The sequence below is a fragment of the Gammaproteobacteria bacterium genome (assembly GCA_015709695.1).
In the GTDB taxonomy this organism is placed as follows: Bacteria; Pseudomonadota; Gammaproteobacteria; order Steroidobacterales.
On record CP054183.1, the window covers coordinates 73983 to 95521 of the forward strand.

24 protein-coding genes, 1 tRNA gene and 1 other RNA gene are annotated in these 21539 nt (G+C 70.4%); 17 read left to right on the plus strand and 9 right to left on the minus strand.

Annotation, left to right across the window (positions count from 1 at the left end):
- Nucleotides 1-191: 191 nt before the first annotated feature.
- Nucleotides 192-815, minus strand: coding sequence for a 2-polyprenyl-3-methyl-6-methoxy-1,4-benzoquinone monooxygenase (gene coq7 / locus HRU81_00410; protein QOJ33212.1), 624 nt, complete (start codon nucleotides 813-815; stop codon nucleotides 192-194).
- Between the two features lie 162 nt (nucleotides 816-977).
- Between coq7 and HRU81_00415 the strand changes: the two genes are divergently transcribed.
- The 4 genes from HRU81_00415 to HRU81_00430 all read left to right on the plus strand — a co-directional run bounded on the left by HRU81_00415 (nucleotide 978) and on the right by HRU81_00430 (nucleotide 2814).
- The gene (locus tag HRU81_00415; GenBank protein QOJ30698.1) at nucleotides 978-1709 is read left to right on the plus strand and encodes a DUF481 domain-containing protein; all 732 of its coding nucleotides are present in this window, start codon (nucleotides 978-980) and stop codon (nucleotides 1707-1709) included.
- A gap of 139 nt (nucleotides 1710-1848) precedes the next feature.
- Nucleotides 1849-2277: a 50S ribosomal protein L13 gene (rplM, locus tag HRU81_00420; GenBank protein QOJ30699.1), complete on the plus strand. Its 429-nt coding sequence runs from the start codon at nucleotides 1849-1851 to the stop codon at nucleotides 2275-2277.
- 23 nt (nucleotides 2278-2300) lie between these two features.
- The gene (gene rpsI, locus HRU81_00425) at nucleotides 2301-2693 is read left to right on the plus strand and encodes a 30S ribosomal protein S9 (GenBank protein ID QOJ30700.1); all 393 of its coding nucleotides are present in this window, start codon (nucleotides 2301-2303) and stop codon (nucleotides 2691-2693) included.
- A gap of 47 nt (nucleotides 2694-2740) precedes the next feature.
- A tRNA-Gln gene (locus tag HRU81_00430) sits at nucleotides 2741-2814 on the plus strand.
- Nucleotides 2815-2857: 43 nt separating this feature from the next.
- Here the strand turns inward: HRU81_00430 and rpiA are convergent.
- The 6 genes from rpiA to HRU81_00460 form a co-directional block, all read right to left on the minus strand.
- Nucleotides 2858-3520, minus strand: coding sequence for a ribose-5-phosphate isomerase RpiA (rpiA, locus tag HRU81_00435; protein ID QOJ30701.1), 663 nt, complete (start codon nucleotides 3518-3520; stop codon nucleotides 2858-2860).
- Between the two features lie 201 nt (nucleotides 3521-3721).
- Nucleotides 3722-3907 (minus strand): hypothetical protein, encoded by a 186-nt coding sequence (locus HRU81_00440; protein ID QOJ30702.1) that lies wholly within the window; start codon nucleotides 3905-3907, stop codon nucleotides 3722-3724.
- 32 nt (nucleotides 3908-3939) lie between these two features.
- Nucleotides 3940-4509, minus strand: a complete 570-nt coding sequence (locus tag HRU81_00445) for a 5-formyltetrahydrofolate cyclo-ligase (GenBank protein QOJ30703.1) — start codon at nucleotides 4507-4509, stop codon at nucleotides 3940-3942.
- Between the two features lie 40 nt (nucleotides 4510-4549).
- Nucleotides 4550-4732: non-coding RNA, 6S RNA (ssrS, locus tag HRU81_00450), on the minus strand.
- Nucleotides 4733-4799: 67 nt separating this feature from the next.
- On the minus strand, nucleotides 4800-5111 hold the full coding sequence (locus HRU81_00455; GenBank protein QOJ30704.1) for a cell division protein ZapA: 312 nt from the start codon (nucleotides 5109-5111) through the stop codon (nucleotides 4800-4802).
- On the minus strand, nucleotides 5108-5338 hold the full coding sequence (locus HRU81_00460) for a TIGR02449 family protein (GenBank protein ID QOJ30705.1): 231 nt from the start codon (nucleotides 5336-5338) through the stop codon (nucleotides 5108-5110). Before HRU81_00460 ends, HRU81_00455 begins: the two co-directional genes overlap by 4 nt.
- A 128-nt stretch (nucleotides 5339-5466) precedes the next feature.
- Here HRU81_00460 and HRU81_00465 point away from each other — a divergent pair, with 128 nt between their 5' ends.
- The 11 genes from HRU81_00465 (at nucleotide 5467) to HRU81_00515 (ending at nucleotide 18966) form a co-directional block, all read left to right on the plus strand.
- Complete coding sequence (locus tag HRU81_00465; protein QOJ30706.1) at nucleotides 5467-6045, plus strand: UPF0149 family protein; 579 nt, start codon at nucleotides 5467-5469, stop codon at nucleotides 6043-6045.
- Entirely contained in the window at nucleotides 6008-7366 is a 1359-nt protein-coding gene (locus tag HRU81_00470) for an aminopeptidase P N-terminal domain-containing protein (protein QOJ30707.1), read from the plus strand. The genes HRU81_00465 and HRU81_00470 overlap by 38 nt, the downstream gene beginning before the upstream one ends.
- Nucleotides 7363-8604, plus strand: a complete 1242-nt coding sequence (gene ubiH, locus HRU81_00475; protein QOJ30708.1) for a 2-octaprenyl-6-methoxyphenyl hydroxylase — start codon at nucleotides 7363-7365, stop codon at nucleotides 8602-8604. Before HRU81_00470 ends, ubiH begins: the two co-directional genes overlap by 4 nt.
- Nucleotides 8601-9854 (plus strand): FAD-dependent monooxygenase, encoded by a 1254-nt coding sequence (locus HRU81_00480; protein ID QOJ30709.1) that lies wholly within the window; start codon nucleotides 8601-8603, stop codon nucleotides 9852-9854. The genes ubiH and HRU81_00480 overlap by 4 nt, the downstream gene beginning before the upstream one ends.
- 166 nt (nucleotides 9855-10020) lie before the next feature.
- Entirely contained in the window at nucleotides 10021-11112 is a 1092-nt protein-coding gene (gene gcvT / locus HRU81_00485) for a glycine cleavage system aminomethyltransferase GcvT (GenBank protein ID QOJ30710.1), read from the plus strand.
- A 33-nt stretch (nucleotides 11113-11145) separates the two neighbouring features.
- A complete protein-coding gene (gcvH, locus tag HRU81_00490) occupies nucleotides 11146-11532 on the plus strand; it encodes a glycine cleavage system protein GcvH (GenBank protein QOJ30711.1) in 387 nt (128 codons plus the stop codon).
- Nucleotides 11533-11548: 16 nt separating this feature from the next.
- Complete coding sequence (gcvPA, locus tag HRU81_00495) at nucleotides 11549-12922, plus strand: aminomethyl-transferring glycine dehydrogenase subunit GcvPA (GenBank protein QOJ30712.1); 1374 nt, start codon at nucleotides 11549-11551, stop codon at nucleotides 12920-12922.
- The gene (gene gcvPB, locus HRU81_00500) at nucleotides 12922-14403 is read left to right on the plus strand and encodes an aminomethyl-transferring glycine dehydrogenase subunit GcvPB (GenBank protein ID QOJ30713.1); all 1482 of its coding nucleotides are present in this window, start codon (nucleotides 12922-12924) and stop codon (nucleotides 14401-14403) included. Before gcvPA ends, gcvPB begins: the two co-directional genes overlap by 1 nt.
- A gap of 20 nt (nucleotides 14404-14423) precedes the next feature.
- Nucleotides 14424-15362, plus strand: coding sequence for a carbohydrate kinase family protein (locus HRU81_00505; protein ID QOJ30714.1), 939 nt, complete (start codon nucleotides 14424-14426; stop codon nucleotides 15360-15362).
- The gene (locus HRU81_00510) at nucleotides 15362-18253 is read left to right on the plus strand and encodes a trypsin-like peptidase domain-containing protein (protein ID QOJ30715.1); all 2892 of its coding nucleotides are present in this window, start codon (nucleotides 15362-15364) and stop codon (nucleotides 18251-18253) included. Before HRU81_00505 ends, HRU81_00510 begins: the two co-directional genes overlap by 1 nt.
- A gap of 38 nt (nucleotides 18254-18291) precedes the next feature.
- On the plus strand, nucleotides 18292-18966 hold the full coding sequence (locus HRU81_00515) for a thiopurine S-methyltransferase (protein ID QOJ30716.1): 675 nt from the start codon (nucleotides 18292-18294) through the stop codon (nucleotides 18964-18966).
- Here HRU81_00515 and HRU81_00520 read toward each other — a convergent pair.
- Complete coding sequence (locus HRU81_00520; GenBank protein ID QOJ30717.1) at nucleotides 18963-19745, minus strand: SDR family oxidoreductase; 783 nt, start codon at nucleotides 19743-19745, stop codon at nucleotides 18963-18965. The genes HRU81_00515 and HRU81_00520 overlap by 4 nt on opposite strands.
- Nucleotides 19746-19816: 71 nt before the next feature.
- On the minus strand, nucleotides 19817-20206 hold the full coding sequence (locus HRU81_00525) for a DUF423 domain-containing protein (protein ID QOJ30718.1): 390 nt from the start codon (nucleotides 20204-20206) through the stop codon (nucleotides 19817-19819).
- A 161-nt stretch (nucleotides 20207-20367) separates the two neighbouring features.
- Between HRU81_00525 and HRU81_00530 the strand changes: the two genes are divergently transcribed.
- Nucleotides 20368-20892 carry an LEA type 2 family protein gene (locus HRU81_00530; GenBank protein QOJ30719.1) on the plus strand — a complete coding sequence of 175 codons (525 nt, stop codon included), beginning with the start codon at nucleotides 20368-20370 and terminating at the stop codon, nucleotides 20890-20892.
- 60 nt (nucleotides 20893-20952) lie between these two features.
- Nucleotides 20953-21516 (plus strand): hypothetical protein, encoded by a 564-nt coding sequence (locus HRU81_00535; protein ID QOJ30720.1) that lies wholly within the window; start codon nucleotides 20953-20955, stop codon nucleotides 21514-21516.
- The last annotated feature ends 23 nt before the right edge of the window (nucleotides 21517-21539 follow it).

Below are 21539 nucleotides of genomic sequence, written 5' to 3' on the forward strand. Positions count from 1 at the left end.
ACGCAAGGCATGGCGATATGTTCAATAGGCAGGCAGTGTAAGGGCTGCAGGCCGGAAGTATGTCAAGCCGGATTCCTGAAATGTGAGGGCGGTCACAAGGATGCGCGGCTCAGGGTGGGTGGCCGGGCGCGGAACGTGAACGCCGTCACGGGCTTCACCGCCCGGAAGGGACCGCCCATGGCCCGGGCCGCCTAGAAATACCAGGCCACGGTGGTCATGACCCGGGAGGCCAGCCGCATGGCGAGGCGCACCGGGGCCGGCGGCTCGACACCGCCGCGGTCGAGTGCCTCCTGGCGATGGGCCTGCTCGTCGGCCCGCATGCGCTCGACGATGCGCCGGCTGGTCTGGTCCTGTCCCGGCAGGCGCGCCAGGTGCCCATCGAGGTGCCCGGTGACCTGGCGCTCGGTCTCCGCGAGGAAGCCGAGGCTGCGGCGGTCACCGGCCAGCCCCGCGGCCATGCCGATGGCCAGGGCACCCGCATACCAGAAGGGCGTCAGCTGGCTGATGCCGGCGCCCAGTGCGGTCGTCCGCTCGCGGCACCAGACGAGATGCTCGTGTTCCTCGTCGGCGGCCCGCAGCAGCGCGCTGCGCAAGGCCTGGTCACGCGTCACCAGTGCCTGACCGCGGTACAGGGCCTGGGCGGCGATCTCCCCGGCGTGGTTGACCCGCATCAGGCGTGCGGACAGGTCGCGCTCGCTGGCGGTCAGCGGTTCCGGCCCCGTGCGGGCCGCCGCAGGCGTCGCAGGCTCGTCCGGGGAACCGGCAGCAGCGACAGTGCGCAGCGCCGCATCGAACTCGGTGATGCAGCGGTCCATCAGGCCGGGTTGGCGCGCTTCCACCCGGCAAGTATACGCAGCGGCCGGCTGCCGGACGGTATTGCAGCGACTGCGCCGCGCCATTAGAGTGCGCCGCGATGCGGGCTGCCCGGCGCGGTTCTTCCGGGCGCTACGACCTGACCCTTCTTCGGGAGACTCCAGTTGCACAAGGTTCTGGCCATCCTGGCTGCACTCGGCTGCCTGATTTCCGTCCATCCAGCCTTTGCCCATGGCGAGAAGGGCAAGGAAGTCCCGCAGGGCTGGTCCGGCAACGTGGCCGCCGGTTACGTGGCGGTGCGAGGCAATTCAGAGAGCACCACGGCGAATTTGAAGAGCGAGGTGCTGTACGACCAGGACCGCTGGCATCACAGCGCGCTGGCCACGGCCATGGGGGCCAGCCGCGACGGCGACACCAGTTCCGAGGCCTACAAGGCCCAGCTCAAGACCAAGTACGACCTGCGCGAGGCCATCTACGCCTTCGGCCTCGGCGAGTGGAACAAGGACCGCTTCAGCTCCTACGACTACCAGATCTTCGAGGTGGCCGGCCTTGGCTGGCGGGTGTTCCGCAGCGAGACCCAGGAGCTGGCACTGGAAGCCGGTGTCGGTGCCACCCAGTCCAGGCTCGATGACGGCACCGACAACAACGAGATGATCGGCCGGATCGGCATGGACTACCACTGGCACCTCAGCGAAAACGCGGTGTTCAGCGAGAAGCTGTCGAGCAGCATCGGCTCCGACAACACCTATTACGAGTCCCTGACCGAGCTCAAGGCCGGAATCATCGGCAACGTGGCGCTGGTGCTGGGCTACCTGGTCAAGCACAACACGGATGTGCTCCCCGGCACCGACAAGACCGATACCCAGACCTCGATTTCGCTGGAATACAAGTTCTGAGCGGGTCCGGACGGGGGGTCCCGTTCCGGGGGCCTGACTCCGGGGCCCGGTTGTCGTTGAAAAGCGGGGGGAGGCCCATTAAAATCGCCGCCCTTGCGCCCGCGGTCGACGCGGGTCCCGACACCTTGCAGACAGGCCCATGAGAACGATTTCTGCCAAGCCGGAAGAAGTAAAACGTGGCTGGTACCTGGTGGACGCCGACGGGCGTACCCTGGGCCGGCTGGCCACCGAGCTCGCGCGGCGGCTGCGCGGCAAGCACAAGCCCATCTACACGCCCCATGTGGACACCGGCGACTACATCGTCGTGGTGAACGCCGCGAAGATCCGCGTGACCGGCCAGAAGATGAAGGACAAGACCTACTACCGCCACACGGGGTACGTGGGCAACATGAAGACCGAGAGCCTGGAGCACCTGCTGAACCGGGCCCCCGACCGCGTGCTGCGCATCGCCGTCAAGGGCATGCTGCCGAAGAACCGCCTCGGGGCCGCGATGCTGCGCAAGCTCAAGGTCTTCCCGGGCGCCGAGCACAGCCACGCCGCCCAGCAGCCCCAGCCCCTCGAAATCTGATCCTGAAGCAGGTTGAGCAATTCATGGCTACCCAGGCTTTTTATGGTACCGGCCGGCGCAAGAGTTCCACTGCGCGGGTCTTCATCCGCCCCGGCAAGGGCTCGATCACCGTCAATGACCGGTCGCTGGACGAGTTCTTCGGCCGCAAGACCGCGCGCATGATCGTGCGCCAGCCGCTGGAGCTCACCGAGCTCACCACCCGCTTCGACGTCGATGTGACGGTCAGCGGCGGCGGCATGACCGGCCAGGCCGGCGCCATCCGCCACGGCCTGACCCGGGCCCTGATGGAGTACGACGGCAGCCTGCGCGGCGCCCTGCGCCGGGCCGGCTTCGTCACCCGCGATGCCCGCGAGGTCGAGCGCAAGAAGGTCGGCGTCCGCAAGGCCCGCCGCGCCACCCAGTACTCGAAGCGCTGATCGGGGCTGGCGGGATTCGCCCCCGCCCGCGATCCGCGCCGGGTCGTTGGGGGATCGTCTAGTGGTAGGACAGCGGACTCTGACTCCGTTAACCTAGGTTCGAATCCTAGTCCCCCAGCCAGTCCAAGGCCGGAAAAAGCCCACCCCAAGCGGTGGGCTTTTTTCTATCGACGGTCGAAGCGCTTGATGCCGGCATCCTCGGCCATGAGGATCACGTCGGCCGGCCGGCTGGCGAAGATGCCCACCGTCACCACGCCGGCAATCTGGTTGAAGCGTGCTTCCAGGTCCGGAGGGTTGGTGATCGAGAGCTGGTGCACGTCGAGGATGACGTTGCCATTGTCGGTGACGAAGCCCTTGCGCAGGATCGGCTGGCCGCGGGCCCGCACCATCTGCCGCGCCACGTAGAACTGGGCCATCGGCACCACTTCCACCGGCAGCGGGAACTTGCCGAGGACCGCCACCCATTTCGAGTCGTCGATGATGCAGATGAAGCGGCGCGATGCCGCCGCCAGCACCTTCTCCCGGGTCAATGCGCCGCCGCCGCCCTTGATCAGGTGGAAGTGCTTGTTGGCCTCGTCGGCCCCGTCGATGTAGAGGTCGAGGTCGCCGGTCTCGGCCAGCTCCGCAACCTCGAAGCCCGCGGCCTTGAGGCGCTGCTCGGTCTCACGCGAACTGGCGGTGACGCTCGCCACCCGGTCACGCACCCGGGCCAGTTCTTCGATGAAGTGGTTGACCGTGGTGCCCGTGCCCACCCCGAGGCGGGTGCCGGGTTCGATGAGGTCGATGGCAGCCCTGGCTACCTGCCGCTTCTTCTGGCCCTGGTCCATGCGTGCTCCCGTCGGGTGGAGGCCTGCCTGTGTCCCGCTGCGGATGATAGCGATTTTCCCGGGGAATTCCGCAGTCGGCGTGGTGGTGCGCAAAGGACCCCGGATAGAAATGTGCCCGCCAGAGGCGGGCACATTCATCAAACACTTCCTTTTGGGAAGCCGCGGGAACCGTTGCCGGTTCCCGCGATTTGCCAGCTATTGCTAGCGCTTCTTCTTGGCCTTCTTCTTGGCCTTCTTCTTCGAAGCAGCCTTCTTCTTTGCCATGACATTGGTCTCCTGTCGGGGTAACCGCGGTTGAGTATATACAACCGAAATCAAAATTCCACTGATTACAGTGAACTGGTCCGCAGATTTTTTGTCGGCGAGCATCCGCCTTGCATCGGTCATCCGCCGATCATTGCCCGCGCATGGCACGCGGTTCAGAACAACCTGACACCGCTCTCCGTCACCACCGCGTGCATGCCGACGTCCCATGAACGGTCGGGCAACGATGCCACGCACTGGAATTCATGGGCCAGGCCGATGAGCAGCGGACGCCGCCAGCGTCCGCGCTGTCGCGTGAAGGCGAAGCTGCGATCGTAGAAGCCGCCGCCCATGCCGAGCCGCCGGCCATCCGCATCGAATGCCACCAGTGGCGTCAGCACAACGTCGAGCTGCGTGCCCCGCAGCCAGGTGGCGGGGTCCGTCGCCGGCTCGGGGATGCCGAAGCGGTTGCGCGCCATGGGCAGGCCGGGGTGCCAGGGTGCGAACACCAGCGAGCGGCCATGCACCACCGGCAGGTAGATCCGCCGGCCCCGGGCCAGCGCCGCCGCCATGAAGGAAGAGCAGTCCACCTCGCCATCGACCGCCTCGTAGCAGGCGATGCGGCGGCAGCGGGCCAGCATTGGCAGTTGCCAGAGGCTGCGGGCTATGGTGGCCGAGCGGGCGCTGACCAGCGCCGGTGGCAGCTGTGCACGGCGGCGGCGCAGGCTGGCGCGCAGCGCCTTCACTCAGCGGCACCCCGCATGCTGGCCGGGGGAGGTGGAGGGTGGCGTTCCCGCATGTGCCGTCTCGAACCGTCGCTCTCGGACCCGAGCGAAAGGTGGGACAGACCGTGGCAGAGCAGGCTTTCCGCTCGTGGCGGCAATGCACAAAGCTGCCGACAGGCCCAGGTCCCTGCAGTGCATTTAAGGGTCGAAGGCAGTCAGCTCTTCTCGAACACCGCAGGAAACGCCGGTACTGATTATACGGGCTGCGTCCGGCAAAAAATGCGACACCCGGCGCGCCTTGCAGGCGGGGCTCAGAGTTCGAGCTGCTGTCCCGGGCGCAGCGCGCCCTCGACGCGCTCGCGCATGGCGCGTACGCGCGCCTTTGCCTTGGTCTCGAGCACTTCGCCGCGTTCCCGCGAGCGCAGCAATTCGTTCGCCATGTTCAGGGCCGCCATGACCGCGATGCGCTCGAGGCCGACCACCCGGCCGCTGTCGCGGATCTCGCGCATCTTGCCGTTGAGCAGCTCCGCGGAGTCCAGCAGGGCGGCACGCTCGTCGGGGGGGCAGGACACCTGGTAGTCCTTGTCCAGGATCTTGATGTTGACCCGGGTCGCCTCGCTCATGCGCCGTGCTCCATGCCCTTGAGACGTCCGATCATGGCCTCGACCCGGGCGCGGACCTGCTCGTTCTTCTGCAGCAGGTTGGCACGTTCCGCGGTCAGGGCGTCCTGGCGCTGCCGGAGGGAGCGGTTCTCCTCCTTCAGCTGGTTGCAGGTCACGACGAGGTCATCCAGCCGCTTGCCGAGTCGCTCGAGCTCGTCGCCGAAGGACCTTTCGCTTTCTTCCGTCATCAAATGAATATAGTTCTGCCGCCGGGCGACGGTCAAATGCGTGGCGCGGTGGCCGATGCTAGGATAAGTGCCTTGCCGGACCATCGCCCGGTTATGCAAAACGAAGGATGCCGGCACGGCTGCACCCCATGGCCAGCACAGGACTGCCGAGCTATTTCCTGGTCGAGGACGCCCTGGGCGAACTGGGCGCCAGCACGGGCGTGACCGAGGCGCACGGCTGTCTCTGCGGCCTGGCCTGCGTGCTCGGCGGACGGGCGGGCGCGGCCTGGGTCGCCTCGCTGCTGGCCGGGGATGCCGCCGGCGAGGCAGGTGCCGGCACGGCGGACCTGCTCGGCGAGCTGGCCGAGGCCAGCTGCACGGCGCTGGCCGAGGGCGCCATGGCATTCATGCCGCTGCTGCCTCCCGACGAACGCCCGCTCGCCGAGCGTACCGAGGCGCTCGGCGCCTGGTGCACAGGCTTCATGGAGGGCCTCGGCGAGGCTGCCTCCAGCCCGGGGGCACGTGCCGCGCTCGCCAGCGACACGGCGCGGGAGATCATCGGCGACTTCGCCGAGATCGCCCGTGCCACCGTCAGCCAGGCCGAGACCGAGCCGGAAGGCGAGGCGGCCTACGCCGAACTGGTCGAGTTCGTGCGGGTCAGCGTCCAGCTCATGTTCGAGGAGCTGCACGATGCGCGCGACGCCGCGGGCAGCACCAGCCTGCACTGACGGCCCCGTGGTGAACGCCAGCGAGTTTGTCCGGCGCCGGCGCCAGCTGATGCGCATGATCGGCCGTGGGGGCATCGGCATCCTCCCGGCCGCACCCGCCCGGCTGCGCAACCGCGACGTGGAGTACCCCTACCGCCAGGACAGCGACTTCTACTACATCACCGGCTTCCCCGAGCCGGAGGCGATCGCGGTGCTGGCGCCGGGCCGCCCCCAGGGGGAGTACGTGCTGTTCTGCCGGGATCGCGACCCGCAGCGCGAGACCTGGGACGGCGCCCGCGCCGGGCCCGAGCAGGCGGTGTCGGAGTTCGGCGCCAGCGACGCCTTTCCCATCGGCGACGTCGACGAGATCCTGCCCGGCATCATCGAGCAGGCCGAGCGCGTGTACCACACCATGGGCGCCAACCCCGAGTTCGACGCCCGCCTGATCGGCTGGGTGACGGCACTGCGCAACCGCGGCAGCCCCGGCACGCACACGCCCGACGAGTTCGTCGCGCTCGATCACCTGCTCCACGACCTGCGCCTGTACAAGAGCCGCGCCGAACTGGGCTGCCTGCGTCGCGCGGCCGCGGTCACCATCGGCGCCCACCGCCGCGCCATGGCGGGCTGCCGGCCTGGTCTCTACGAGTACGAGATCGAGGCCGATCTCCTCCACGAGTTCCGGCGCCATGGCATGCGCCCGGCCTACCTTCCCATCGTCGGCTCGGGACCCAATGCCTGCGTCCTGCACTACTCGGCGAACCGCCGGCAGATGCAGGAGGGCGAGTTGCTGCTGGTGGATGCGGGCTGCGAGCATGATTGCTATGCCGCCGACGTCACCCGTACCTGGCCGGTCAGCGGGCGCTTCTCGCCGCCGCAGCGGGCCATCTACGAGCTGGTACTGGAGGCGCAGCGGGCCGCATTCAGGGCGATCGCCGCCGGCAACCACTGGAACGAGCCGCACGACGCCGCGGTGGCGGTCATCGCCCGCGGCCTGCGCCGCCTCGGCATCCTCGAGGGCACGCCCGCCGCCATCATCCGCAATGGCGACTATCGCCGCTTCTTCATGCATCGCACCGGCCACTGGCTCGGCATGGATGTGCACGACGTGGGGGACTACAAGGTCGGCGACCAGTGGCGGGTGCTGGAGCCCGGCATGGTGCTGACCGTGGAACCGGGGATCTACATCGCGCCCGGCACGCGTGGTGTGGCAGCGCGCTGGCAGGGCATCGGCGTGCGCATCGAGGACGACGTGCTGGTCACCGGCGACGGCATCGAGGTGCTGACCCGCGACCTGCCTGTCGAGCCCGACGAGATCGAGGCACTGGTGGGCAGCGCGTCATGAGCGCAGCCGCGGAGTTCGATGTCATCATCTCCGGTGGCGGCCTCGTCGGCGCCAGCCTGGCCTGCGCGCTGGCGTCGTTGCCGCTGCGGGTGGCGCTGGTGGAGGCGGTACCGCTCAGCAGCGCCACGCAGCCGTCCTTCGACGACCGCGCCATCGCCCTCTCGCGTACCAGCCGCGTGATCCTCGGCGGCATCGGCGCCTGGGAGGCCGTGGCCGCGGTCGCCACGTCGATCCGGCGCATCCATGTCTCCGAGCGTGGGCGCTTCGGCAGCGCCGTCATCAGCGCGGAAGAGCAGGGCGTGGACGCCCTCGGTCATGTGGTCGCCAGCCGCGACCTCGGCGCCGCGCTCTGGGGGCGGGTCGGCGCGCTGCCGGGCATCGAGGTCTTCTGTCCGGGAACGTTGCATTCACCGGTGGTGGGGCAGGCGGCCATCACCGTCGAGCTGGATGCCGGCCAGGGTGGTGGCCAGAGTGCCGGGCAACTGCGCGGCCGGCTGCTGGTCGTCGCCGACGGCGCGCGCTCCGGCCTGCGCCAGGCGCTCGGCATCGGCGCCACGGAGCGCAGCTACGGGCAGACCGCCGTGGTGGGCAATGTCGCCATCGCCGGCGTATCCGGCAGCTGCACGGCCTACGAGCGTTTCAGCGTCGAGGGGCCGCTGGCGCTGCTGCCCTTTCGCGACGGCCGCCATGTATTCGTGCTGGCGCGGCCGCCGGCAGCCGCCGAGGCGGCGCTGGCCATGGACGAGGCGGCGTTCCTGCGGCTCCTGCAGGAGTCCTTCGGGCGCCGGATCGGTGAATTCGTGCAGCTGGGCCGGCGCGCTGCCTATCCGCTGTCGCTGCTGCAGGCCCGCGAGCTCGGCGCGCCGCGTGCCGTGGTCATCGGCAATGCGGCGCAGGGCCTGCACCCGGTCGCCGGCCAGGGCTACAACCTCGGCCTGCGCGATGTCGCCACGCTGGCGGAGGTGGTGGCCGAAGCGCTGCGCACCGGCGCGGACCCGGGCGGTGCGGCGACGCTGGCGCGCCATGCGCAGCTTCGCCGGCGCGACCGGCGCAATGTCATCGCCTTCACCGACGGCCTGATCCGCCTGTTCGGCCTCGCCGCGCCGGGCATGGGTGCCGCGCGCGGTGCGGGGCTGCTGCTGTTCGACATGCTTCCGGGCGCGAAGCGCGCGCTGGCGCGCCACACCATGGGCATGGCCGGCCCGATGACACGCCTCGCCCGCGGGCTGCCATTGTGAGCGCCGTCACCGATGTCGATGTGCTGGTCATCGGCGGTGGCCACGCCGGGCTGGCATTCGCGCGGCTGCTCGCGGTGCTGGCCGGCGAGCGCCGGCCCGGACTCGTCATCGCGGTGATCGATGGCGCGCCGGCCCCGCCGGCCCGGCCCGCCGCGGAAACCGGGCTGCGGGTGGTGGCGCTGTCGCCGGCCTCGTGCAACATCCTCGGGCGTTGCGGCGCCTGGCCGCTGCTGCCGGCCGCGCGTGTCGGACCGTATCGCCGCATGGTCGTCTGGCATCACGCCGGTGCGCCCGATGGCGCGGCGTCCATCCACTTCGACGCCGCCGCGCAGGGCGTGGCGGAGCTCGGCTACATCGTCGAGAACGAGCTGCTGCGCGCCGCGCTCTGGCATGCGCCGGGCGGTGCCGTGCAGCTGCTGGCGGCCGAATCGGCTGCAGCCGTGGCCATCGACGCGGATGCCGTCAGCGTCACGCTCGCCGGCGGTGGCCGGCTGCGGGCACGGCTGGTGGTCGGCGCCGACGGGCACGCTTCGTGGCTGCGAAAGGCACTCGGCATCGCCGCGCGGCACCAGGCCTATGGCCAGCATGCCGTGGTCGCCCACCTCGCGAGCGGGCGTGCCCATGACGAGACGGCCTGGCAGTGCTTCCAGGCCGATGGCCCGGTTGCGCTGCTGCCGCTCGCCGATGGCCGGGTGTCGCTGGTGTGGTCCTGTGCGTCGTCCCGGGCGACGAGCCTGCTCGAACTCGCCGGCCCCGCGTTCGAGCGCGAGGTCACGTCGGCCGTGGGTGGCGTGCTCGGCGAGCTGCGCCTCACCACGCCGCGCGCCGCCTTCGGGCTGGCTGCCGTTCATGCCGCGCAGTACAGCGGCTTGCGCTACGCGCTGATCGGCGACGCCGCGCATCGCGTGCACCCGCTGGCCGGCCAGGGTGTCAACCTGGCCTTCCGCGATGCCGCGGTGCTGGCGCAGGTGCTGGCTGATCATCTGGCGCTGCCGCATGCCGATCCGGGTGATCCATTTGCCCTGCGGCGATTCGAGCGGGCGCGCCGCGGCGAGAATGCGGCCACGATCCGTGTCATGAGCCTGCTCAATGCCGCGTTCACCAGCACGGTACCCGGCCTGGCGCAGGCCGCCGGCAGGGGCCTTGCACTGGTCGATCGCCTCGGGCCGGTGAAGACGCGTCTTGCCTGCATGGCCATGGGCCTGGCCGGCGAGGTGCCGGACTGGGTGCGTCGCGGCCCGGTGGCCTGAGGGGCCTGAGTGGCCCGCCGTTGTGGTGGCCGCCGGCGCCATGGCGTAATATCACGCGCCGGATCACCCGTGATCGCGGTGGAGCGCCGGACCCGATCTCTCAGGTCCCAGGACAGGGGGGCGGCAGGCCTGGAGTCTGCCGCCCTTTTTCATTCGGAAACCCGCCATGTCGATGCGCACGCCGCTGCATGACCGTCATGTGGGCGCCAGGGGCCAGATGGTGCCTTTCGGTGGCTGGGACATGCCGCTGCACTACGGCTCCCAGATCGAGGAGCACCATCGCGTGCGGCGGGACGCCGGCATCTTCGACGTCTCGCACATGACCGTGGTGGACGTGTCCGGGGCGGGAGCCACCGCCTGGCTGCGCCGGCTGCTGGCCAACGACGTGGCGCGCCTCGATCCGGGCCAGGCGCTCTACAGCTGCATGCTCGACGAGGCAGGGGGCGTCATCGACGACCTCATTGCCTACCGGCGTGCCGCGGGCGCCGCCACGCCCTACCGCCTGGTCGTCAATGCCGCCACCCGCGACAAGGACCTGGCCTGGATGCGCGCGGCCGCCGCCGGCTTCGAGCTGGTCCTGCAGCCGCGTCCGGACATGGTGATGCTGGCGGTGCAGGGACCCCGGGCCTGCGAGCGCGCCGCACCGTTGCTGCCGGCAGCGTTGCGGGACGCGGCGCTGGCGCTCAAGCCCTTCCATGCCGCCGAGGCAGGCGATGCCTTCGTCGGGCGCACCGGCTACACCGGCGAAGATGGCTGGGAAGTGCTGATGCCTGTGCCTGCCGGGCTCGCTTTCTGGGATGCGGCGCTGGCCGCGGGCATCGCGCCCTGCGGCCTGGGTGCCCGCGATACGCTGCGCCTGGAAGCCGGCATGAACCTCTATGGCCAGGACATGGACGAGTCGACCTCGCCGCTGGTGTCGGGCCTCGCCTGGACCGTGGCCTGGGAACCGGCGGAGCGCGGGTTCACCGGCCGCGCCGCGCTGGAGCGCGAGCGCGCCGCGGGACCGGCACAGCGGCTCGTCGGCCTGGTGCTCGGCGAACGCGGGGTCATGCGGCGCGGCCAGCGGGTGGCCACCGACGCCGGCGATGGCCTGGTCACCAGCGGTGGTTTCTCGCCCACCATGAACTGCTCCATCGCCCTGGCGCGCGTGCCCGCCGCCGCTGCCGGGGCCTGCGAGGTCGAGATCCGCGGCGCATTGCGCCCGGCGCGGCTGGTGCGTCCGCCCTTCGTGCGGCGCGGTCGCGTGCTCGTCGCCTGACAACACCGGAACTGCTGCGGAGGCAGACAAACCATGAGCGCCGTGCCTGGGGAACTGAAGTACACCCGCGACCACGAGTGGTTGCGGCAGGAGAGCGATGGAACCGTGGTGGTGGGCATCACCGACCACGCCCAGCACCAGCTCGGCGAGCTGGTCTTCGTCGAGCTGCCCGAGGCGGGCGCCACGCTCAGCGCGGGCCAGGGCTGCGCGGTGGTGGAATCGGTGAAGGCCGCCTCCGACGTCTATGCGCCGCTTGCCGGCACCGTGGTGGCGGTCAATGGCGCGCTGGAGCAGGAGCCGGGCCTGATCAACACCAGCCCCTATGGCGACGGCTGGCTGTTCCGCCTGGCGCCCGCCGCGGCGCCGGCCGACCTGCTCGATGCCGCCGCCTACCAGCAACTCCTCGACGCCGAAGGCTGAAGCCCGGAGCCGCGCCGTGCCCTTCATTCCGCACACTGCCCGCGACGTGACCGAGATGCTGGGCGTCATCGGCGCCAGCAGCATCGATGCGCTGTTCGACGAAATCCCCGCGGGTCTGGCGGTCGCCGGCCTGCCGGCGATCGGGCCAGGCCTGTCGGAGGCCGAGGTGACGCGGCTGATGCTGGATCGCGCCAGCCGCGATGGCCGCCCGCTCTGTTTCATCGGTGCCGGCGCCTATGACCATTACATCCCCGCCGCCGTCTGGGAGATCGCTACCCGGGGCGAGTTCTACAGCGCCTACACGCCCTACCAGGCCGAGGCCAGCCAGGGCACGCTGCAGCTCATCTACGAATACCAGTCGATGATGGCCGGCCTCACCGGCCTCGAGTTCTCCAACGCCTCGATGTACGACGGTGCCACCGCCTTCGCCGAGGCCTGCCTGATGGCGGTGCGGGCCAACCGCAAGTCGCGCTCGCGGCGGGTGCTGACCACGCGCTCGCTGGCCCCGGCGTACCGCGCGGTGGCACGCGGCCTGCTGGCCGGGCAGGGGATCAAGCTGGTGGAGCTGCCGCTCGCCGCAGGGCGCACCGACACCGCTGCGCTGGCGGGCCTCGGCAACGAGGATTTCGCCGCGCTCGCCATCCAGCAGCCGGGCTTCCTCGGCACGCTGGAAGCCGTCGATGAACTCACCGACTGGGCCCATGCGCGCGGCATGCTGGTCATCGGCGTGTGCAACCCGCTGCTGCTAGCCCTGCTCGAGCCGCCGGGCAGCTGGGGCAGCACCGGTGCCGACATCGCCTGCGGCGAAGGCCAGCCACTCGGCATCCCGCTCGCCTCCGGCGGGCCGTACTTCGGCTACCTCAGCTGCCGCAGCGCGCTGGTGCGGCAGATGCCTGGGCGCATCGTCGGCCGTACCCTGGATATCGATGGCCGCCCCGGCTTCACGCTGACGCTGCAGGCGCGGGAGCAGCACATCCGGCGCTCCAAGGCCACCTCCAACATCTGCACCAACCAGGGGCTGATGGTCACCGGCGCCACGATCTACATGTCGCTGCTCGGTGCCGAGGGCCTGCGGCGCGTGGCCGCCCGGTGCCATGCCAACACGCGCAGCCTGGTGCAGGCGCTCACCGCGCTGCCCGGCGTGTCGCTGGCTTTCGGGCCGTACTGCCACGAGGCGGTGCTGCGCTTCGAGCGGCCGGTGGCGCCGCTGCTGGCCGGGCTGTCCGCAGCCGGCATCCTCGGCGGTTACGACCTGTCGCCGGACTATCCCGAGCTTGGCCATGCCCTGCTGGTCTGCGCCACCGAGACGCGCAGCGCAGCGGATATCGACGCTTACGCCCAGGCCCTGGCCGGCCTGCTGGCGCGGCCCGCCGCCCAAGGATCCGCCTGATGTCAGCCGAACCCGTCATCTTCGAGCACTCGCGGCCCGGCCGGCGCGCGCCCTCGCATGCACCGCCCGACATGGCGGATGTCGGTGACCTGCCGGCCGCCGCGCTGCGCAGCACGCCGCCGCTGTTGCCGGAGGTCTCCGAGCTGCAGGTGGTGCGTCACTTCACGCGGCTGTCGCAACTGAATTTCTCCATCGACACGCATTTCTACCCGCTCGGCTCCTGCACCATGAAGTACAACCCGCGGGCCTCGAACCGGCTGGCCATGCTGCCGGGCTTCCTCGGGCGCCACCCGCTGGCGCCGGAGGAGCACGGCCAGGGGGTCCTGGCCTGCCTGTACGAGTTGCAGGAGATGCTGAAGAGCGTCACCGGCATGTGCGGCGTGTCGCTGACGCCGATGGCCGGCGCCCAGGGCGAGTATGCCGGCGTGGCCATGATCCGCGCCTACCACCAGGCGCGGGGCGACACCGCGCGGCGCGTCATCATCGTGCCCGATGCCGCCCATGGGACCAATCCGGCCACCGCCACCATGTGCGGCTACGAGGTGCGCGAGATCCCCACCGACACGCAGGGCGACGTCGACCTCGAGGCATTGCGCTCGGCGGTCGGGCCCGACACCGCCGGCATCATGCTCACCAACCCCTCGACGCTCGGCGTGTTCGAGCGGCGCATCGAGGAGCTGGCGGCGATCGTGCATGGCGCCGGTGGCCTGCTCTACTACGACGGTGCCAACCTCAACGCCATCCTCGGCCGGGCGCTGCCGGCCACCATGGGTTTCGACGTGGTGCACATCAACCTGCACAAGACCTTCTCCACGCCCCACGGCGGTGGCGGGCCGGGCGCCGGCATCGTCGCCGTGAACGCGAAGCTGGAGCCGTACCTGCCGGCCCCCATCGTCGGCCGGCAGGACGGGCGTTTCATCTGGCTGACGGAGCGCGAGCGGCCTGCCTCCATCGGCCGCCTCTCGGCCTTCATGGGCAACGCCGGCATCCTGCTGCGCGCCTATGTCTACATGCGCATGCTGGGCGCCGAGGGCATGCGCCGGGTGTCCGGCCATGCCACGCTCAACGCCAACTACCTGATGGTGCGGCTGCGCGCCGCGGGCTTCGACGTCGCCTACCCGGAGCGGCGCGCCAGCCACGAATTCATCATCTCGCTGAAGGCCATTGCACGCGATACCGGCGTCACCGCCATGGATTTCGCCAAGGCGCTGCTCGACCGCGGCTTCCATGCCCCGACCACCTACTTCCCGCTGCTGGTGCCCGAGTGCCTGCTGATCGAACCCACCGAGACCGAGTGCCGCGAGGAGCTCGACGGCTTCGTCGCCGCCATGCTGGAGATCCGCGACCTGGCACGACGCGATGCGGCCGAGGTCAAGGCTGCGCCGCGCCGCACGCCGGTGCGCCGTCTGGACGACGTGCGCGCCGCCAGGGATCTCGACCTCACCTGGCAGAGCAAGCCGCGCCCGCCGGCCGGCGCCTGATCCACTCCGGAGGAAACACCGTGTCGGTACTGATCTGCGGCTCGATCGCCTACGACAACATCATGGTCTTCCGTGGCCGCTTCCGGGACCACATCCTGCCCGACCAGATCCACATCCTGAACGTCGCCTTCCTGGTGCCGGACATGCGTCAGGAACTCGGTGGCTGCGCCGGCAACATCGCCTACAACCTCAAGCTGATCGGCGGCGAGCCGCTGATCATGGCCACCGTCGGCCGCGATTTCGACCGCTACCGCGCGCGCCTCGCCGCCAACGGGCTCGATCCGCGCTACATCACCGAGATCCCCGAGGCGCTCACCGCGCAGGCCTATATCACCACCGATCTCGACGACAACCAGATCACGGCCTTCCATCCTGGTGCCATGGAGCATGCCCACGTCAACCGCGTGCCGGTGGCTGCCGGCATCGACATCGGCGTGGTGTCGCCGGACGGACGCCAGGGCATGATCGAGCACGCCGCGCAGTTTGCCGCCGCCGGCATCCCCTACCTGTTCGATCCCGGCCAGGGACTGCCGATGTTCGACGGCGAGGACCTGCGCCGCTTCATCAGCCAGGCTGCCTGGGTGACCGTCAACGACTACGAGGGGCGCCTGCTCACCGAGCGCAGCGGCTGGAGCGAAGCGGAAATTGCCGGCCAGGTACGCGCGCTGGTCGTTACCCGCGGTGGTCAGGGCTCGACCATCTTCACTGGCGGCCGGCGCATCGACATCCCCCCGGTGTCGCCCGTGCGCATCGCCGATCCGACCGGCTGCGGCGATGCCTATCGCGCCGGGCTGCTGTACGGCATCGGGCGCAACCTCGCCTGGGAGGAGACCGGCCGCCTGGCCTCGCTGATCGGTTCGCTGAAGATCGCCGAGAAGGGCACGCAGAACCACCACTTCACGCCGGCTTCGCTGATGGCGGGCTACCGGGCGGCCTTCGGCCAGGCCATCGCGCTGTGATGGCCGCCGGCGACAGGGGCACCAGCGCGCGCGTCCTGCAGTGCCTGGCCTGGACCGTGCTGGCATGGCTGGCATTGCCGGCGGGCGCGGCAGCCGCCGGGGCCGAGAATGGGGAATCCGTCGCCTGGCGCCAGACGCTGGAGCGCATCGCCTCGGGCGTGGTGGCGATCAAGGTCGATGCGACCCGCGCCTTCGACACCAGCTGGAACGAGTCGGCGCAGGCCACCGGCTTCGTCGTCGATGCCCGCAACGGGCTGATCCTCACCAACCGGCACGTGGTCTCGGCCGGTCCGGTGCGTGCCGAGGCGCTGTTCGTCAACCAGGAAGAGGTGGAGTTGACGCCGGTGTACCGCGATCCGGTGCATGACTTCGGCTTCTTCCGCTACGACCCGGCGAAGCTGCGCTACATCAAGCCCGCGGAGATCCCGCTGGCGCCGGAGCGGGCACGGCTGGGCCGCGAGATCCGCGTGGTCGGCAACGATGCCGGCGAGCAGCTCTCCATCCTCTCCGGCACCATCGCCCGCCTGCGCCGGCCCGCTCCCGATTACGGGCGCGGCAACTACAATGATTTCAACACCTTCTACCTGCAGGCCGCTTCCGGCACCTCGGGCGGTTCCTCGGGCTCGCCGGTCATCGATATCGACGGCCGTGCCGTGGCGCTCAATGCGGGCGGCAGCAGCGCCGCCGCCACCAGCTTCTTCCTGCCCCTGGACCGCGTCACCCGCGCGCTGGAGCTGTTGCGCGCCGGCCGGCCGGTCACCCGCGGCTACCTCGCGGCGGTCTTCACCCAGCAGCCCTACGACGAACTGCGCCGGCTCGGGCTGCGCGAGGCGACCGAGGCCCGTTTCCGCCAGCGCTTCCCCAGCCAGACCGGCATGCTGGTGGTCGGCCAGGTGATTCCCGGCGGCAGCGCGGACGGCAAGCTGCAGGTGGGCGACGTGCTGGTGGCGGTGCAGGGCCGGGATGTCGCGGAGTTCGTGCCGCTGGAGGCCATCCTCGACGATGCGGTGGGCCGGCCGGTGGCTGTCACCGTGGAGCGCAGCGGCATACCGCTGGACCTGTCGATCGACGTGCAGGACCTCGATGCCGTATCGCCGGCGGAATACCTGGAGTTCGGCGAAGCGGTGGTCCACCCGCTGTCGCTGCAGCTGGCGCGGCACTACAACCGCCCGGTCTCCGGAATTTACGTCGCCAATCCGGGCTACGTGTTCGGCACCGCGGCCATACCCCGGGCAGCGGTCATCGTCAGCGTGGACGACCGGCCGGTGAACGACCTCGATGAGCTGGAAGCGGTGCTCGCCACGCTGGCGGACCGCCAGCGCGCCGCGGTCCGCTACTATGCCCTCGAGGATCCGACCACCAGCAAGCTGCGCGTGATCCGCATGGACCGGCGCTGGTTTCCCGCGCAGCGCTGCCATCGCGACGACCAGAGCGGCCTGTGGCCCTGCCGCGCACTGGCGGCCGGGCCGGCCGCGAAGCCGCCGGAACCGCGCTCGACGCGCTTCGCCGCGCAGCGTGACCAGCGCCTCGATCGCATGGCCGCCTCGCTGGTCATGGTGAAGTTCGACATGCCCTACACCATCTCGGGCGTGGCCGAGCGCCACTACTACGGCACCGGCCTGGTGGTGGACGCCGCGCGCGGCTTCGTGGTGGTGGACCGCAATACCGTTCCGGAGGCCATGGGTGACGTGCAGATCACCTTCGGCGGCAACCTCGAGGTGCCCGGGCGTGTGGCCTATGTCCACCCGACGCACAACCTCGCCCTGGTGGCTTACGACCCGGCGTTGATCGGCGACACGCCGGTGCGCGCGGCCAGCCTGGCGAAGAGCGCACCCGTGGCTGGTGACGCCATCCAGGTGGTGGGCCTGCGCCCGGACTTCTCGCTGGTGTTCCGCAACACCGAGGTGGCCTCGGTGAATCCCGTGCAGTATCCGCTGTCGCGCACCATGCGCTTCCGCGAGAGCAACCTCGAAACCCTCGACTTGGTCAATGGCCCGGGGGATTTCGATGGCGTCATCCTCGACCGGCGCGGCGATGTCGCCGCGCTGTGGTCGAGCTTCTCCTTCCAGGGCAGCGGCGAGGCGGCGCAGGAGAATCGCGGTATCCCGGTGGACCTGGTGCGCGAGATCGTCGACCTGGCCCGCGAGCAGCGGGAGCTGCGCTCGCTGGAAGTGGAGTGGGCCCAGGTGCCGCTGGCCAATGCCCGTGACCTCGGCCTGACGGAGGAATGGGTGCGGCGCCTGCAGGAGCACGACCCGTTGCGGCCGCAGGTGCTGAGCGTGCTGCGCACCGTGGCGGGCACGCCCGCCGCGCAACTGCTGCAGCCGGGCGACCTGCTGCTCGCCATCGACGACGAGCCGGTGACGCGCTTTCGCGAGGCCGAACGCGCCGCCCAGAAGGAACAGGTGCAGCTGCTGCTGTTGCGCGATGGCCGTGTGCAGGCCCTGCCACTGGCCACCGTCGCGCTCGGTGGCAGCGGCGTGCGCCGCGCCATGATGTGGGCGGGAGCGCTGTTGCAGGCGCCCTACCGCGACATGGCGGCGCAGCGCGCCGTGGAGCCCTACGGCGTCTACGTGGCCTTCTTCGCCTACGGTTCGCCCGCCTCCCGCTTCGAACTGCTGGCCGGCCGGCGCATCACCGCGGTCGATGGCCGGCCGGTGCCGGATACCGACGCCTTCATCGCCGCCGTCCGCGGCAGGCCCGACCGCGCCCCGGTGCGGCTGACCACGGTCAGCTGGAACGGCTTCACCGACGTGCTGACGCTGAAGCTCGACCAGATCTACTGGCCGGCCTACGAGATCGCCTGGCAAGCGCCCGACTGCGGCGCCGGCAGCAACGCCGCCAGTCCCTGCGCCCGCAGCGCCGACTGGCTTGCGCGGCCACTGCAATGAGCCGGCAGCAGGCAGACTGCGGCAGGAGGTGAGGCATCGTGGATCACGCTTTCTGGATGGAGCGCTGGAAGCTGGGCCAGATCGGCTTCCACCGCAGCGACGTGAACGGCATGCTGCTGCGCCACCATGCGGTGCTCGGTGCCGCCTCGCGCGTGCTGGTGCCCCTGTGCGGCAAGAGCCTCGACCTGGACTGGCTGGCGGCGCAGGGACATGAGGTGGTGGGCATCGAGCTGAGCCGGCTGGCGGCCGATGCCTTCTTCGCCGAACACCGCCTGCAGCCCACGGTGGAGGTGTTGCCCGCGGCCACGCGGCTGAAGGCCGGCCGCATCGAGATCCTCTGTGGTGATTTCTTCGCCATCGGTGCGCAGGACCTGGGTCGCGTGGATGCCTGGTACGATCGCGCCGCGCTGATCGCCCTGCCCGCAGCGATGCGTGGGGCCTACGTGGACCATCTGGCGAAACTGCTGGCGCCAGGCGCCCGCGGCCTGCTGGTGACGCTGGACTACACGCCCGCGACAGCCCAGGGACCGCCCTTTGCGGTGGACGAAGCCGAGGTTCGGGCGCGCCACGCGCGCGATTTCACCGTGACCAGCCTGGAGCGCAACGACGTGCTCGGGCAGGAGCCGCGCTTCCAGGAGCGGGGCATCACCGCGATGCACGAGCAGGCCTACGCGCTGCGGCGCCGGCCCTCCGGCGGTGAAGCGACCGGCTAGCGGGCCGGATCGGGCCTGAGCGCGGCGAAGCGCGCCTGCCAGTCGGCAGGCGGCGGGCCGGCGAGGCGATGGACCTCGAAGGTGCGGAACTTCGCCTCGGGGTGGCGCAGGGCCTCGACGCAGACGATGGCGACATCCTCGCGCGGGATGGACAGCACGCGCGTGCCCACCGGCGTGTCCCCCTGCTCGAAGGCGATGTCGCTGATGCCACCGGGCTCGTTGAGCAGGCCGCCCGGACGGATCACCGTGTAGGCGAGGCCGCTGGCCCTCAGGTAGTCCTCGCCCTTGAGCTTCCAGACCAGCACGTTGCCGAACATGCGATTGAGCGGATGGTCGGCCTGGGTCACGCCGCGCGAGGAGATCAGCACGAACTGCCGGACCCTGGCGGCCCTGGCCGCGTCGACCAGGTTGCGCACGCCCTGGTAGTCGATCATTTCCGGCCGGTCCGGGCCGTCCTTGCCGCGGGCTCCGATGCTGGAGATCACCGCGAAGGCGCCCGCCGTGGCGGTCTTCACGGCCGCCGCATCCTTCACGTCGCCCTGCACGTAGTCGACGTCCGCGCCGAGTTGCTCCCGGGCCTTGTCGGTGTCACGGACCAGCGCCCGCACGCGGTAGCCCTGCTGCTGCAGGTGCCTGACGATCTGCATGCCGGTCTGGCCGGTGGCGCCGGCGACCAGCACGGTCTTCGATGGCTTGCCCATGCCGGTGCAGGCAACAGCCGTGCAGGCGAGGAGCGCCAGCGCCAGGCGGCGCGTCAGCGCGGAGAATGGCTGGAACATCTGCTGGAGACTCCCTCGGTATCAGCTGCGGCGCAAGGATAGCGCATTGCCGCTGCGGTTCGGCAGCCGGCTCAGGCGGCGGGCAGGCGCCAGCCGGCAATGCCGGTGAGCAGCCAGGCAGCCATGAAGGAGCTGCCGCCGAGCGGAGCCACTTCGACCAGCATTTCGGGGGCGCCGAACGTGGTGGCGTAGATGCTGCCGGGGAACAGCACCAGGCCGGTCATCATCAGCGCCGCGGCCAGCCGCAGCAGCTTCGAGGCCGGCGCCTTCGCCAGCATGAAGCCGATGATGATGAGGCCGATGGAATGGTGGATCTGGAACTGGGTGGCCCAGCCCCAGGATGCCAGCTTCGCCTCCGGTACCTTGCCGGGCAGGCCGTGGAAGCCATAGGCACTGAGCATGGCGGCCAGCATCAGGCTGACGCCCGCGATCAGGAACAGGGTGCGGGAAAGGCGGGGCATGGGGTCTCTCCTCTGGGGCGTGGACCGGCCGGCGCCCAGTATACGGGCGCCGCTGCGTCGCACACCCCGTCCCGAGCCGGCCGGTTCCAGGGCGGTGCTATGCTGCCCGCAGCGGATGGACGGAGATCGACGGAATGGAGGGCCGGAGGCGGATTCGGGCCATGCTGGTGTCCATGGGGCTGGTGCTGCTGGCGCCGGCCTGCAGCCTGGTCGAGCCGGAACCGCTGGATCCTCCGGCGGTGACCCTGCGCAGCCTGGAACCCGAGGCGCTGGGCATCAACAGCCAGGTGTTCCGTGCGCGGCTCGGCCTGTTCAATCCCAATACCGTGCCGCTGAAGATCTCGCGGGGTGAGCTGCGGCTGGAGCTGGGCGGCGTGGGGGCGGCCACCGGACGCACCCTGGCCCCGCTGGAGGTTCCACCCGGCGCCGCGGTGGACGCCGACATCCGTGTCACAACCCACCTGCTGCGCGATGGTCCCGCGCTGCTGCGCGCACTGACCGCCGACGCCACCGGTCAGGGCCTGGAGTACTCGCTGGAGGGCGTCGTCTACGTGGAACGGCGCGGCCCGGATCGGCTACCCATCGCCGCCAGCGGCCGCATCGGCCTGCCCGTGCCGCCAGCCGGGCCGGTGCCTCCTGCCGGATTCACGCCACCGGCTCGCGGCGACTCCGGCCAGGCGCTATGATCGCCCAAGGTTTGGACGGTTTCCCCGCAACAGGCTGCGAGCGCGGCCATGGACGACAGCATGAGCAATCCCCCCCTGCGTGAGCGCGTCGCCCGCGAGCGTCGGCGGCTGAAGTCGGTACGCCAGGCACTGTCGGCAGCCCTGGAGAACGGCGCGCGGGGCAATCCGGCCTACCTGCCTTTCTATATCGCCGAGGGGGACTACATCGAAGCCGCCATGCACCGCCTGCATATCCAGGACGTGCGCATGGGGGAAATGATCCGTTCCCGCCTGGGAACCCCGCTGGATGCCGATGCCCAGCGGGCGCTCGACGACCTCGACACGCGCCTCGGTGAAAACCAGCGTCATCTCCGCGCGCTGATCGTGGCCCGCGATGCGCTGCGGGCACAGGGCGCCGCCGCGGTCGGGGAATTCGAGCGGGTTGCCCGCGCCTATACCGCCTACATCACCGCCAACATGGGACACCATGGCGCCATCACCGAGCTGGCGCAGAAGCTCTTCTCCATTGACGACTGGACCTACATGGCCGGCGTGACCGAGGCGGAGATGAGCCTGGAGCAGGAACTCTACGACCAGGTGTTCGCCGCGCTGCCGGCGGGCGTGACGGCCCCCACCGAGGCCTAGTCCGGGCCGGGCGGCCCGGTAGC

Coding starts and splice junctions, on each gene's coding strand:
- ubiH (QOJ30708.1), top strand. CDS start 7,363: ATGAGCGCAGCCGCGGAGTTCGATGTCATCATCTCCGGTGGCGGCCTC.
- gcvH (QOJ30711.1), top strand. CDS start 11,146: ATGAGCGCCGTGCCTGGGGAACTGAAGTACACCCGCGACCACGAGTGG.
- HRU81_00460 (QOJ30705.1), bottom strand. CDS start 5,338: ATGACGGAAGAAAGCGAAAGGTCCTTCGGCGACGAGCTCGAGCGACTC.
- gcvT (QOJ30710.1), top strand. CDS start 10,021: ATGTCGATGCGCACGCCGCTGCATGACCGTCATGTGGGCGCCAGGGGC.
- HRU81_00525 (QOJ30718.1), bottom strand. CDS start 20,206: ATGCCCCGCCTTTCCCGCACCCTGTTCCTGATCGCGGGCGTCAGCCTG.
- HRU81_00455 (QOJ30704.1), bottom strand. CDS start 5,111: ATGAGCGAGGCGACCCGGGTCAACATCAAGATCCTGGACAAGGACTAC.
- HRU81_00530 (QOJ30719.1), top strand. CDS start 20,368: ATGCTGGTGTCCATGGGGCTGGTGCTGCTGGCGCCGGCCTGCAGCCTG.
- coq7 (QOJ33212.1), bottom strand. CDS start 815: ATGGACCGCTGCATCACCGAGTTCGATGCGGCGCTGCGCACTGTCGCT.
- HRU81_00535 (QOJ30720.1), top strand. CDS start 20,953: ATGAGCAATCCCCCCCTGCGTGAGCGCGTCGCCCGCGAGCGTCGGCGG.
- gcvPB (QOJ30713.1), top strand. CDS start 12,922: ATGTCAGCCGAACCCGTCATCTTCGAGCACTCGCGGCCCGGCCGGCGC.
- HRU81_00465 (QOJ30706.1), top strand. CDS start 5,467: ATGGCCAGCACAGGACTGCCGAGCTATTTCCTGGTCGAGGACGCCCTG.
- HRU81_00440 (QOJ30702.1), bottom strand. CDS start 3,907: ATGACCGATGCAAGGCGGATGCTCGCCGACAAAAAATCTGCGGACCAG.
- rpsI (QOJ30700.1), top strand. CDS start 2,301: ATGGCTACCCAGGCTTTTTATGGTACCGGCCGGCGCAAGAGTTCCACT.
- HRU81_00470 (QOJ30707.1), top strand. CDS start 6,008: ATGCGCGCGACGCCGCGGGCAGCACCAGCCTGCACTGACGGCCCCGTG.
- HRU81_00510 (QOJ30715.1), top strand. CDS start 15,362: ATGGCCGCCGGCGACAGGGGCACCAGCGCGCGCGTCCTGCAGTGCCTG.
- rpiA (QOJ30701.1), bottom strand. CDS start 3,520: ATGGACCAGGGCCAGAAGAAGCGGCAGGTAGCCAGGGCTGCCATCGAC.
- HRU81_00520 (QOJ30717.1), bottom strand. CDS start 19,745: ATGTTCCAGCCATTCTCCGCGCTGACGCGCCGCCTGGCGCTGGCGCTC.
- rplM (QOJ30699.1), top strand. CDS start 1,849: ATGAGAACGATTTCTGCCAAGCCGGAAGAAGTAAAACGTGGCTGGTAC.